Annotated in this window: 12 protein-coding genes and 1 tRNA gene; 6 read left to right on the plus strand and 7 right to left on the minus strand. The window is 71.4% G+C overall.

The features are described from left to right. Positions 1–27: 27 nt before the first annotated feature. Entirely contained in the window at positions 28–1,119 is a 1,092-nt protein-coding gene (locus NLX85_RS10675) for an ABC transporter ATP-binding protein (protein WP_254334144.1), read from the minus strand. 366 nt (positions 1,120–1,485) lie between these two features. Here NLX85_RS10675 and NLX85_RS10680 point away from each other — a divergent pair. Then, positions 1,486–1,562: transfer RNA gene (locus NLX85_RS10680), tRNA-Thr, on the plus strand. 262 nt (positions 1,563–1,824) lie between these two features. Then, complete coding sequence (locus NLX85_RS10685; RefSeq protein WP_254334146.1) at positions 1,825–2,976, plus strand: epoxide hydrolase family protein; 1,152 nt, start codon at positions 1,825–1,827, stop codon at positions 2,974–2,976. A gap of 73 nt (positions 2,977–3,049) precedes the next feature. Here NLX85_RS10685 and NLX85_RS10690 read toward each other — a convergent pair whose 3' ends face one another. From NLX85_RS10690 to NLX85_RS10705, 4 genes are all read right to left on the minus strand, one after another. Next, positions 3,050–4,006 carry a sulfotransferase gene (locus NLX85_RS10690; RefSeq protein ID WP_254334149.1) on the minus strand — a complete coding sequence of 319 codons (957 nt, stop codon included), beginning with the start codon at positions 4,004–4,006 and terminating at the stop codon, positions 3,050–3,052. 71 nt (positions 4,007–4,077) lie between these two features. Beyond that, on the minus strand, positions 4,078–5,043 hold the full coding sequence (locus NLX85_RS10695) for a phosphotransferase enzyme family protein (protein ID WP_254334151.1): 966 nt from the start codon (positions 5,041–5,043) through the stop codon (positions 4,078–4,080). A 105-nt stretch (positions 5,044–5,148) separates the two neighbouring features. After that, the gene (locus NLX85_RS10700; RefSeq protein WP_254334153.1) at positions 5,149–5,868 is read right to left on the minus strand and encodes a TMEM175 family protein; all 720 of its coding nucleotides are present in this window, start codon (positions 5,866–5,868) and stop codon (positions 5,149–5,151) included. A gap of 128 nt (positions 5,869–5,996) precedes the next feature. Beyond that, entirely contained in the window at positions 5,997–6,467 is a 471-nt protein-coding gene (locus tag NLX85_RS10705) for a carboxymuconolactone decarboxylase family protein (protein WP_374628074.1), read from the minus strand. Between the two features lie 137 nt (positions 6,468–6,604). Between NLX85_RS10705 and NLX85_RS10710 the strand changes: the two genes are divergently transcribed. Both NLX85_RS10710 and NLX85_RS10715 read left to right on the plus strand, forming a co-directional pair. Continuing rightward, positions 6,605–7,471 carry a sigma-70 family RNA polymerase sigma factor gene (locus NLX85_RS10710; RefSeq protein ID WP_254334161.1) on the plus strand — a complete coding sequence of 289 codons (867 nt, stop codon included), beginning with the start codon at positions 6,605–6,607 and terminating at the stop codon, positions 7,469–7,471. Next, a complete protein-coding gene (locus tag NLX85_RS10715) occupies positions 7,468–7,896 on the plus strand; it encodes a helix-turn-helix domain-containing protein (RefSeq protein WP_254334163.1) in 429 nt (142 codons plus the stop codon). Before NLX85_RS10710 ends, NLX85_RS10715 begins: the two co-directional genes overlap by 4 nt. Here NLX85_RS10715 and NLX85_RS10720 read toward each other — a convergent pair. After that, positions 7,865–9,748: a hypothetical protein gene (locus NLX85_RS10720; RefSeq protein WP_254334165.1), complete on the minus strand. Its 1,884-nt coding sequence runs from the start codon at positions 9,746–9,748 to the stop codon at positions 7,865–7,867. The genes NLX85_RS10715 and NLX85_RS10720 overlap by 32 nt on opposite strands. Positions 9,749–9,936: 188 nt before the next feature. On the opposite strand from NLX85_RS10720, the gene NLX85_RS10725 reads away from it, so the two are divergent. Next, positions 9,937–10,356 carry a VOC family protein gene (locus tag NLX85_RS10725; RefSeq protein ID WP_148431003.1) on the plus strand — a complete coding sequence of 140 codons (420 nt, stop codon included), beginning with the start codon at positions 9,937–9,939 and terminating at the stop codon, positions 10,354–10,356. A 67-nt stretch (positions 10,357–10,423) separates the two neighbouring features. Further along, positions 10,424–11,035 carry a histidine phosphatase family protein gene (locus tag NLX85_RS10730; protein WP_254334167.1) on the plus strand — a complete coding sequence of 204 codons (612 nt, stop codon included), beginning with the start codon at positions 10,424–10,426 and terminating at the stop codon, positions 11,033–11,035. An 8-nt stretch (positions 11,036–11,043) separates the two neighbouring features. Here NLX85_RS10730 and NLX85_RS10735 read toward each other — a convergent pair whose 3' ends face one another. After that, complete coding sequence (locus NLX85_RS10735) at positions 11,044–11,703, minus strand: type 1 glutamine amidotransferase domain-containing protein (protein ID WP_254334169.1); 660 nt, start codon at positions 11,701–11,703, stop codon at positions 11,044–11,046. Positions 11,704–11,726 lie beyond the last annotated feature (23 nt).

Genomic DNA, 11,726 nt, shown 5'->3' on the forward strand with positions numbered 1-11,726 from the left:
GGCGGGCCGCCCCTTTCTTCGCGTACGTCAGATCCGGTTGCCGGTGGCGGAGTGGAAGACGTGGCTGCGGCCGGTGCGCGGCTTGACGAACACGGTGTCGCCCATGTTCGGCATCGAGCGCCGGTCGGTGCGGACCACGAACCGCTCGTTGTGGCCCTCCAGCGCGGCGTGGCCGTAGACGTTGGCGTCGGAGCCCAGGTCCTCGACCAGCTCGACCACGACCGGCATGCCGCCCTCGGTCGGGCTGACCAGGTCGCAGTCCTCCGGACGGAAGCCGACGGTCACCTTGCCGTCGCCGCCCTCGGCGCGGGCCGCCTCGACCTGCTCGCGGGTCAGCGGCACGTTCAGCTCGGCGAACGCGGCGCCGTGCTCGGTCAGCGGCACGGTCTTGATGTTCATGGCCGGGGAGCCCATGAAGCCCGCGACGAAGACGTTGGCCGGGGTGTCGTAGAGCGCCCGGGGGGTGTCCACCTGCTGGAGGACGCCGTCGAGCATGACCGCGACCCGGTGACCCATGGTCATGGCCTCGACCTGGTCGTGGGTGACGTAGACCGTGGTGACGCCCAGCTTGGCCTGGAGCGACGCGATCTGCGTGCGGGTCTGCACCCGGAGCTTGGCGTCGAGGTTCGACAGCGGCTCGTCCATGAGGAAGACCTGCGGCTCGCGGACGATCGCGCGGCCCATGGCGACGCGCTGGCGCTGACCGCCGGAGAGCGCCTTCGGCTTGCGGCTGAGGTACTCCTCCAGCTGGAGCAGCCCGGCCGCCTCCTTGACCCGCCGGTCGATCTCCGACTTCGAGGTCTTGCGCAGCTTGAGGGCGAACGCCATGTTCTCGTACACCGTCATGTGCGGGTAGAGGGCGTAGTTCTGGAAGACCATCGCGATGTCGCGGGCCTTCGGCGGGAGGTGGGTGACGTCCCGGTCGTCGATGTAGATCGCGCCGTCGTCGACGTCCTCCAGGCCGGCGAGCATCCGGAGGCTGGTGGACTTGCCGCAACCCGACGGGCCGACCAGGACGAGGAACTCCCCGTCGCCGATCTGGAGGTCGAGCTGGTTGACCGCGGGGCGTCCGGTGCCCGGGTAGATCCGGGACGCCTTCGCGTAGGTGACCGTAGCCATGGTGGAGCGCTTCCTTTCACCGGCAGGAACGTGCCGGACGATCCGAGTGGAAGGAGCGACCGGCACCCGAGGTGCCGGCCAGACGGGCGGTCGACCGGGCAGCCGAGGCCAACCGGAGTGTCGTCCGTGTCACTGCACCGTAAACGGGTTTGGCGAGCCTGCCAAGACGGGAGGCACCCGGTGGGACGGACCGCATACGGCATAACGGTCAGTCGGGCACGGCGAGGTATCAATCTCCACGGCCGTGGCGGCGTCCGGGCATCGATCCGTTGGCACGGAGGTCAGCAAATCGACGTTTTCCGTGCTCGGGAGCCCTGCCGAACGGGATTTTCGGCCATCGGTCGCTATGCTGAGCCCGGACCACACGCCCCTGTAGCTCAGCTGGCCAGAGCACTCGCCTTGTAAGCGAGATGTCGCCGGTTCGATCCCGGCCGGGGGCTCCATATTCCATCAGGCATCTCGCGGCGGCAGCCGCCGCGAGACGGCCGGATGAGCGCCTGACGCGTCGCGTGAGGTCGGCGTGCGCGTGGACCTCGAGCGTGATCTTCACGTCGGCCAGCCGAACGGATCATGTGTAGAGTGACCCCCGTCAGCGATGAGGGGAGGTGAGCCCGGTGAACACCCGATGTCACGTCTGGGCGCTCCACCCGGCCATCCCTGTCCGCTGATCTCGCGTCGGGGAGCGCCCTCCTAGCCGGAGGAACAATGACCTTCTCCCCGTTCCGTATCGACGTATCCGACGAGGTACTCGACGACCTGCGGGCCCGACTGGCCCGAACCCGCTTCACGGACCGTAGCGGTGATCAGCCGTGGCAGGCCGGCGCCGACCCCGACTACCTGCGACACCTGGTGTCCTACTGGGCCGACGGGTTCGACTGGCGCGCCCGGGAAGCCGAACTCAACGCATTGCCGCAGTACCAGGCCCAGATCGGTGGCCGGCGTACGCACTTCCTCCGCGTACCCGGGGCCCGTCCGGCCGACGCGCCCGCGCCGTTGCCGCTGATCCTGAGCCACGGCTGGCCGAGCAGCTTCGTGGAGATGCTGCCGCTGGTCGATCGGCTGACCAACCCCGCGAAGTACGGGGGCGACCCCGCCGGCGCGTTCGACGTAGTGGTTCCCTCGCTGCCAGGCTTCCTGTACTCGGAGCTACCGGAGGGTCCGCTCACCCGCGCTGCGATGGCGCGGACGCTGCACCTGTTGATGACCGACGTCCTCGGCTACCGGCGCTACGGCGCCTTCGGTGGGGATGTCGGCGGCGTGGTCACCGGTTGGCTGGGCGCCCTGTATCCCGAGCAGGTGGTCGGCATTCACATGATCCATCCACCGTTCCCGGCCAGCTTCGACTCTCACCCGTTGTCACCTGCCGAGCAGGCGTTTCTCGATGCCGAGGCGGTGTACGACCAGACCGACGGCGGCTACAGCGCGATCATGGGCACCCGGCCGGACACCATCGCCGCGGCGCTCAGTGACTCCCCGGCCGGACTGGCCGCCTGGCTCATCGACAAGTACCGGGACTGGAGTGACAACCACGGGGACCTGGAGAGCCGTTTCGACCGGGACACCCTGCTCACGATCATCACCCTGTACTGGACCAGCGGCGCGATCGGCTCGAGCTTCCGGCAGTACTTCGACTTCGAACGCAACAGTCCACGACCCGACATCACGGTGCCGGCCGCGTTCACGGTGAGCACCGAACCGTCGATGGCCAACTTCCCACGCGAGATCACCGAACGCGCCTGCACCGACATCCGGCACTGGAGCGAACCAGGTAGGGGCGGACACTTCATGCCGCTCGAGGAACCAGACCTGCTCGCCGGCGAACTCAGGCAGTTCTTCACCGCGCTCAACCCGAACTGATCAGCACGGGAGCCGGGTTGCAACAGCCCGGCTCCCTCGTCGGGCGGGAAGTCAGGAACGAGAGCCGGACCCGTCACTCATATCCCATGGCCGGGATGACCTTGCCGAGTGCCTCTTCGATGAGCTCGCGGGTCTCGTCGTCGAACTGGTTGTTGCGGTTCGTCAGCTTGTGCGACTGGAACGTGGAGGTGGTGGCGAAGTCGTCGACGTCGAGTCGTTCGAACAGGGCCTTGCGCTGCCCGGGCCAGTCGGCTGCGAGATCTTCTGCTTTGACCTCGATGTATCGCCTGCCCGTCAGGTCGACCGTGTCCTTCCAGGTGAGCCATCGCTGGTAGACGGGCTTGAGGTAGGCGAGCGCGCCGTCGACGGTGGGCGGTGCCCAGGGCTGGGCCAGGTGGGATGCGAGCACCGATACCGGGTGACGCTTGATGTGCACGATTGTCGCTTCGGGGACCAGCTCCCACAGGAAGTCCATGCACAGCAGGTTGAACGGTGTCTTCTCGCACCAGGTCGGCTTGCCCGCGTCGGCGGCTGCTCCGCCGAACATGGTGTCGATCAGCCCTCGCAGGATTCCGAGCAGCTCTCCCCGGTCGCTGAAATATCTGGGGACCACCCGCCTGCGGCTCGACGGCTCGAACGGCCCCGCGGGCCGGTCGGCGTTCCCGAAGCCTTCCGCGGGCGCAGGTTCTTCGAATGTGTACGCGATCAACTGCGGCCAGAGCTGTTGCACCGCGTCCCGGTAGCGCCGCTCGCCGACCAGCTCGGGAACAGTCTTGCCGCGATCGTCGCGCCGGCCGGGGACTCGTACGGTGAGGAAGTCGCTGAGCCGGTGCAGGGCGTCCTCACCGCCGGTGGGGTCGTACCGATCGGTGAGCGCGTCGGCCAGGTCCCGCAGGCCACCCGGGTCGATGAGAAACTTGGTCTCCATCGGAATGCGATGGATCAGCGGATGTTCGCCGATGATGTCGGCGATCCGTGACGTTCCCGAACGACCCGTGCCGGCGACGAAGATCGGTGAGGGGGAATGCATGGCGAGCAGTCAAACTCTCGGTCCGGCGCCTGTGCAAGCCATTTGTCCCCTTCATTCGATCGCCGCGGAGATCAGGGCGCGTAGCCGGGGTCGGCGACGGTCTCGGCGATGCGGGTGAGCCAGTACAGGTCGTTGGCTCGGGATTCCGCACTGGCCTCGGGGTCGAGGATGCTACGGAGAAATACGGCGATGTCGTCGAGGTGCCGCTCGCCGCGGTAGTAGCTCAGCATGGTCCGGTCCGGCTCCAGCGGCCCATAGCCTCGGCGGAAGAGTTCGGCGCGGTGGGCGTTGATCGGGTGGTCGCCGAAGTCCCGGCTGTAGATGAACATCAGGTCCCGTTCGCGTGGTGCGAGGATCGGCGCGTCCCAGTCCACGACGTGCAGTGGACCGTCGCCGTCGGCGATCAGGTTGCCCGGATGGATGTCGGCGTGGCAGATGACGTGTTGGCCTTGCGTCACGCGGGAGGCCAGGTCGTCGACCGTCTCCGCCAACCGATGCAGCGCGGCACCGTAGCGGTCCCAGAAAGCGCCGAGGGCCTCGCTCGCCGCAGCCTGCCCGCCGAGGGTCCGCAGCCGCTCACCCGCGCTCGACCGGTAGGTTTCGACGGGCAGGACGGCGGCGAGGTCCGCGCTCGGCGTGACCCCGTGCAACCGACCGAGGAATTCGCCGTACTCGATCCACTGGCGGTCGGTGAGGCCGCGGCCCCACAGACTGCCGCCGTCGTGGAACGGGTAGAGCAGCAGTCGATAGTCCCCGAACCTGCGGCTGGTTCCGCCGTCTGGAAGGTCTGTCGGCGCTACGACCTGTCTGAGGCCCTGCGCGCGGAGAAAGCCGGGCAGCAGAACGGCAGCCCGGGTGAAGTCGCCGCGGCGCATCTTCAGGAAGTAGCGCCCACCGTCGGACGTGTCCACCCGGTACGCCCATGCGTGCCCGTCGAGCCCGACCGGCATGAACGCGAGATCGCTGACGTCCACGGACCAGGCGGCGGCCACCTCAGCCGCCAGCAACCGCTCGTCGACGTCAGGTTTGTCGATCATTGAGGGAGCGTTGCAGTTCGCGGTGCGGCCGGCAAGGCAATTGCCAGCCGGGCCATCTCCCTCAGGTGTCTCGCGGCGGCGGCCGCCGCCGCGACGCTTCGACACTCACGAGGCGGCGGATTCTCCGCCGGCGCGCTCGCGGGCCCGTTTGATGCTGGCCACCTCGCCCTTGATCGGCCACCAGTAGAACGGGACGAACGCGGCGAGCACCGCCACGCCGAGAACGGGGTGCCACGCGCCCAGGGCGGTTCCGGCGGCGATCCACACGGGTGCCGGCCGGAAGCGCCTGCTGATCGCCGCCGCGGTCGCCGGGTCGGTTACCGGGTCCAGCAGGCGGCGGCCGTGCCGCGCGTACTCCCAGATGACGTTGAACAGGATCGCCGCCACCTCGTAGGAGATGCCGTAGAAGACGACGGCGGTTCGCTGCCCGTGACCGGACTCGAACGCGCTGGCCAGGACGGCCGACGCGAAGGGAAGGAACGCGATCTGCATCAACAGGAGGGTGTTGAAGAGCAGTACCAGGCGATCCGCGGAGCGGATGTGGTCGAACATGACGTGGTGGTTCACCCACATCTGGCCGATGAGCAGGAAGGTGAGGAAGTACGCCGCATAGGACGGCCAGAGTTCCCGGAGGCCCTGCCACAGGTGTCGGGTGTCCTCGGGCGGGCGGATCTCAAGGACGAGCAGCGTGACGGCGATGGCGACCACCGCGTCACTGAACGCGACGACCCGCCCGGGGTCCCGCTCCGCACCTACCGGGGTGCTGCGCCGGTCCTTCCGGTCGCCGCCGGCCGCGCGAGACCAGAACATTCCCCCACGAGCCACCTCTGGCCTCCTCGGCGCGGACCCGGTCGACTCCAGCCCGGCAGCCTTCCCCACCGATGTCGGGAACAAACCCGCACCCGATCGGCGAGGCGGCGGTGCGCACACCGCCGCCCCGCGAGGGTTGGCGCTCAGCCCCAGTTCTGCGGGGCCGGCTGCCGGGTGGTGGCGTTGATCCGGTTGAAGAAGTTGGTGGTGGCGATCCAGAGCACCAGCGCCGCCAGTTCCTTCTCCCCGAAGTGCTTCGCCGCCTCGTCCCACACCTCGTCCGGCACGGCGTCGCTCCGGTCGGCGAGCCGGGTCGCGTGCTCGGCCAGGTCGAGGGCGGCCCGCTCCGCGTCGGTGAAGTACGGCGTCTCGCGCCAGGCGGCCACCGCGAAGAGCCGCTCCTCGGTCTCGCCGTTCTTCCGCGCGCCGCGCGCGCCGGAGTCGACGCAGGCGCTGCACCCGTTGATCTGGCTGGCCCGCAGGTGGACCAGTTCCAGGGTGGTGCCCGGCACGCCGGCCGAGTACGCGGACTTGTAGAGCAGGTTGACCGCCTTCACGGCGTCGGGGAGGAGGGCTGCCGGGTTCTGGATGCGAGCCTCGAGAGACATTTTCATCCGTCCTGTCCTGTTAGGCTGGCCGGCGTTCGCCGCGCGGCCGCTGTCGTCGTCCGTCACCGGGTTGTCGAGGGCGGGGCCGGCGGCGTGACAGATGTGACGGCGGTCACCCGGAGAGCGTGGGGGATGGCGGGGCCGTGAGCGACACCGACCTGTTGGTCCGCAGCTTCGAGGAGCAGCGCCCGCGCCTGCGCGCGGTGGCCCAGCGGATGCTCGGTTCCGGCGCCGAGGCCGACGACGCCGTGCAGGACACCTGGCTCCGGCTGAGCCGCGCCGACGTCGACGCCATCGACAACCTGCCCGGTTGGCTGACCACCACGGTCGGCCGGGTCTGCCTGGACCGGCTGCGCTCGGCCAGCAGCCGGCACGAGGAGGCCGCCGACGAGGCGGGGGACCGGCCGGCGGGGGAGGCGGTCGGCGGGCGGGACCCGGAGCAGGAGGCGCTGCTCGCGGAGTCCGTCGGTCAGGCGCTCGAGGTGGTGCTGACCACCCTCGGCCCGACCGAGCGGTTGGTGTTCGTGCTGCACGACATGTTCGCCGTCTCCTTCGAGGAGATCGCGCCGGTGGTGGACCGCACCACCCCGGCGGTCCGGCAGATCGCCAGCCGGGCCCGCCGCCGCGTGCAGACCCGGTCGGCCGACCCCGTCGCCGACCCCGCCCGCCAGCGCCGGGTGGTCGAGGCGTTCCTCACCGCGTCCCGGGAGGGTCGCTTCGACGACCTGGTCACCCTCCTCGATCCGTACGTGGTGCTGCGCGCCGACGCCGCGGCGGTGCGGATGGGCGGGACCGCGGAGTCGCGCGGCTCCTCGGTAGTGGCCGACTTCTTCAACGGCCGGGCCCAGGCCGCCGTCCCCGCGTTCGTGGACGGGCTGCCCGGCGCGGTGGTCGTCGTGGACGGCCGGACCCGCCTCGCGCTCAGCTTCACGGTCACCGACCGGATCATCGGCATCGAGGTGGTGGCCGACCCCGAGCAGCTCCGGGAACTCGACCTGGTGGTCGGGTGAGCCGCGCGGTCGAGGAGTCGAACCGGGCGATGCTGCGCGCCCGGGACGCCATGGACCGGGCGTACGCGGAGCCGCTCGACGTGCCGGCGCTGGCCCGGATCGCGCACGTCTCGGCGGCGCACTTCATCCGCACCTTCCGGGCGACCTTCGGCGAGACGCCGCACCGCTACCTGCAACGGCGGCGGGTGGAGCGGGCCATGTACCTGCTGGTGCAGACCGACCAGCCGGTCACCGAGATCTGCCACCTGGTGGGCTTCGGCAGCCTCGGCACCTTCAGCCGGACGTTCCGCGACATCGTCGGCGAGTCGCCGTCGGCCTACCGGCGGCGCAAGGCGACGCCGGCAGCCGTGCCGAGCTGCTTCACCATGGCCTGGATGCGGCCGAGCGCGGCGGTCACCGGCCTCGGACGCGACGACGCACGGTGACCCAGAGCCGGTCGCCGAGCCGGGTCCGCCGGATCCAGCGCAGCGCGGCCAGCCGGCCCGTCGCCGGGGTGCGGGGACGCGGCGGCGCGACGAGGCGGGCGTAGGTGGCGCCGGTCGGCGCGCGGGTGGTGCCGGGTTCGAGCCGCTCCGAGGCCACCGCCAGCGCGGTGAACTGCTGGAGGATCCGGGGATCGGGCCGGCCGCCCCGGACCGCGGTGCGCAGCGCCCGCTCCACGGCCGGACGGCGCATCAGCCCGGTGAGCGGCCCGTGTGCGGTGTCCAGCAGGTCGGCGACGGCCGTGACCCCGTCGCCTTCCCAGACCCGGGTGGCGGTGGAGGGCCCGGTGGCGGCGCTGACGAACGGCACCTCCGTCCACTCCGGCACCAGCCGGGCGATCAGCTCGGTGTGCAGCAGCCGGTCGCGTTTCTGGGCCACGCTGAGGGCGAAGGTGGTGGCCACGAAGCCCGGCGCCAGGAACGGGGTGACCATGCCGGTGAGGTACGCGGAGGTGCACCACCGGCGCATCCGCTCGACGAGGTAGAGGTAGTCGACCAGGTGCTCGTCGCGCAGGCCGAGGCCGCGGGCGTGGGCCAGCACGGCGGTGACCCGGTCCCGTTCCGCGGCCACCGCCTCGGGGGCCGCGGCGGCGTGCGGCACGCCGGCGAGCAGCTTGGTCAGGCCCGCCTGCTCCGGGGTCGGTGCGGGATCGGCGCCGGCCGCCGGGTACCAGTAGCCCACCGCGAGTTCACCCGCCGCGCCGGTGAGGCTCGCCGCGCGGACGGCCTCGTGCAGCCGGTCGCGGACGGCCGGGCGGGCCAGGTAGGTCGAGGGGAACTGGTGGTCGTGCAGGTGGGCGAGGCGTCGGGCGCGCTCGCGCAGGCCGGTGGCGAGCACGCTGGCCGGGGCGCCGGCGAGCCGGATCTGGTGGTCCGGGCGCAGTCCCCGCTTCTCCTGGAGGAGCTGCACCAGCCGGCGGGCCACCTCGCCCTCCGCCGCGGTGTCGTCGTTGGTGACCAGCCGGGGCGTGTGGCCGGCGGCGATCAGCGTCGCGGCGATGAGCCGCGAGTCCCGGCCGCCGGAGAGGCCGAGGGTGACCTCGGCGTCGTGCAGCGGGTGCAGGCTGGCCGCGGCCCGGGTCAGGGCGTCGGCCGCCCGGTCCAGCCGTTCGTCCAGCGGCCGTCCCTGTTCGGCGTGTCCGCCGCACACCACGTCGTCGGTGGCGTACCGCAGCTCGGTGTCGAGGTGCCAGCCGCCCTCGGCCCGGCGGCGACCGGTGACCCGTTCGCCGGGGCGCAGCAGCCGGGTGCCCTCGATCGGCGACATGTCGCCGCCGAAGTGCCCGCAGAGGGTGTACGAGGTCCAGCCGGCCAGGTCCGGCCGGGCCCTGCCGTGCAGGAACGCGGCGAGCAGGCTGGGGCGGGTGCACCAGGCGCTCACCCCGTCGGCGGCGCCCGTGAACACCCGGGCCATGCCGAGCCAGTCCTGTTGCAGGGCGAACCGGTCCCGGTGCAGCGCCAGCAGTCCGAACGGGGGCACCACCTCGCGGTGCACGTCCTCCCCGGCGAGCAGCCGCGCGGCCAGCGCGGCCGGGCCGGCCGCCGTGTCGAGCCCGACCGGTATCCCCAGCGACACGGCGGTGACCGGGCCCTCGGTGCCGACCATCGGCCACCGGTACGCGCCCGGGTCGGCCGGGTGCAGCACCAGGACGCCCCAGTCGTCACCGCCGAACTCGTGCCGTCGCCAGGTGTCGGGCACCACCTCGGCGGCGGCCCGCTCGAACCGGTCCATCCGGGCGGCCCGCGCGGGCTCCGGCAGCGGAGCGGCGGCGAACCAGGCAAGCATCACGTGCATCTGCGGTCCCTCGGAGTCGCGGTGGAGCGGCTGCGTGGCCAGCAAGTTAACAATCGCTCACGCCGGGTGGTGTCCCGTGTGGACAAACGACGCAGGCCGGACCCCGTTGCGTTCGCACGCGGCGGCGCGGGCGAACCCGTCACTTTTGGATAAGCAGCAGGTCAGCGGGCTGCTCTAGCGTTCCAGGCATGACGATGACCTCGATTTCCCGCTCCCAGATCTACGTCCTCGACCAGGACGAGGCGCTCGACTTCTACGTCGGCAAGCTCGGCCTCGAGGTGAACACCGACCAGGACCTCGGCTTCATGCGGTGGCTCACGGTCAACGTTCCGGGCGACCCGGAGCACGAGATCCTGCTGGAGAAGCCGGGCCCGCCGGCCCTCGACCCGGCCACCGCCGAGCGGGTCCGCGAGCTGCTGACCAAGGGCGCGATGAGCGGCTGGCTCTGCCTGACGACCGACGACGCGCGCAAGTCGTACGAGGACCTGGTCGCCAAGGGCGTGGACGTGACCGACGAGCCGACCGAGCGGCCGTACGGGATCGACTTCGGGATCCGCGACCCGTTCGGCAACCGGATCCGGATCGGCCAGATGCACCCGCGCGCCTGACCGGCGGGACCGCGCGGTCGGGAGCGGGCGGCTAGTCTCGCCTCTCCCGACCGCGGAGGTGACCCGAGTGCCCAGCCGACTGCTCTACCTGGTCCGGCACGGCGAGCAGGACCGGCCGGAGGAGGAGGCGGACACCGGCCTGTCGGCGCGTGGCCGCCGGCAGGCGACGCTGCTGGGCGAGCGGTTGCGCGGCACCGACTTCGCCGCCGTCCACCACGGGCCGGCCCGCCGCGCCGCGGAGACCGCCGCGCTGGTCGCCGCCGCGCTGCCGGGCGTCCCGGTGTACGAGGACGACCGGGCCGGGGACCACATGCCGCACGACACGGACCCGGCCGGCCTGCCCGAGCCGTACGCGGCCTTCCTGGCCGGGTTCACCGAGCGGGAACGGCTCGACGGGCCGCGCGTGACGGCGGAGGCCGTGGCGCGTTTCGCGACCGCGCCCGCCGAGGGTGACGTACGCGAGTTGATCGTCACCCACAATTTCCTGGTCGCCTGGCTGGTCCGGCACGCCCTGGAGGCCCCGGAGCCGCGGTGGATCGGCCTGAACCACCAGAACGCCGGCCTGACCGTCATCCGCTACACGCCCGCCGCCCCGCCCACCCTGATCGCCCTCAACGACGTGGCCCACCTGCCCCCGGACCTCCGCGCCACCGGACTTCCCCCGGCCTACCGCATCTGATCCCGGGGTCAGACGGCGAGCAGCTTGACGACCGCTTCGGCCATGGCGCGGGCGGACTGGGGGTTCTGGCCGGTGACCAGGCGGCCGTCGACCACCACCTGCTCGGTGAAGTTGGGCGCCGGGACGTGCTGGGCGCCCGCCTCGGTCAGCTTGTCGGCGAGCAGGAACGGGACCTCGTCGGTGAGGCCGACGGCCGCCTCCTCGTCGTTGGTGAAGCCGGCCACTCGCTTTCCGGCGACCAGGTGGGAGCCGTCGGAGAGCTTCAGGTTCACCAGCGCCGAGGGGCCGTGGCAGACGGCGGCCACCACGCCGCCGCGCTCGTAGATTGAGCGGGCGGTCCGGGCGAGGTCCGCGTTGTCGGGGAAGTCCCACATGGTGCCGTGGCCGCCGGCGAAAAGAATCACGTCGTACCCGGTCGGGTCGACGTCGGCGGCCTTCGGCGTGTCCGCCACCCCGGCGGTGGCGAGGAAGTCGTTCTGGGTCTTGTCGTTCTCGTCCCGGCCGTCGAGCGGCGGCTGCCCGCCGGCCACCGAGACGAGGTCGACCTCGTAGCCGGCGGCCCGGAAGACCTCCCACGGCTCCGCGGCCTCGCCCACGTAGAAGCCGGTCCGGCGGCCGGTCCGGCCCAGCTCGGAGTGACTGGTCAGCGCGATGAGTGCACGAGTCATGCCCACCATGCTGGCGCGCGGAT

Source organism: Micromonospora sp. A3M-1-15 (assembly GCF_024213425.1).
Taxonomy (GTDB): domain Bacteria; phylum Actinomycetota; class Actinomycetes; order Mycobacteriales; family Micromonosporaceae; genus Micromonospora; species Micromonospora chersina.

What these genes read in the sequence shown, in the direction of transcription:
- NLX85_RS10675 (WP_254334144.1), bottom strand. Translation starts at nt 1,119, where the DNA reads ATGGCTACGGTCACCTACGCGAAGGCGTCCCGGATCTACCCGGGCACC.
- NLX85_RS10685 (WP_254334146.1), top strand. Translation starts at nt 1,825, where the DNA reads ATGACCTTCTCCCCGTTCCGTATCGACGTATCCGACGAGGTACTCGAC.
- NLX85_RS10690 (WP_254334149.1), bottom strand. Translation starts at nt 4,006, where the DNA reads ATGCATTCCCCCTCACCGATCTTCGTCGCCGGCACGGGTCGTTCGGGA.
- NLX85_RS10695 (WP_254334151.1), bottom strand. Translation starts at nt 5,043, where the DNA reads ATGATCGACAAACCTGACGTCGACGAGCGGTTGCTGGCGGCTGAGGTG.
- NLX85_RS10705 (WP_374628074.1), bottom strand. Translation starts at nt 6,467, where the DNA reads ATGAAAATGTCTCTCGAGGCTCGCATCCAGAACCCGGCAGCCCTCCTC.
- NLX85_RS10720 (WP_254334165.1), bottom strand. Translation starts at nt 9,748, where the DNA reads ATGCACGTGATGCTTGCCTGGTTCGCCGCCGCTCCGCTGCCGGAGCCC.
- NLX85_RS10725 (WP_148431003.1), top strand. Translation starts at nt 9,937, where the DNA reads ATGACGATGACCTCGATTTCCCGCTCCCAGATCTACGTCCTCGACCAG.
- NLX85_RS10735 (WP_254334169.1), bottom strand. Translation starts at nt 11,703, where the DNA reads ATGACTCGTGCACTCATCGCGCTGACCAGTCACTCCGAGCTGGGCCGG.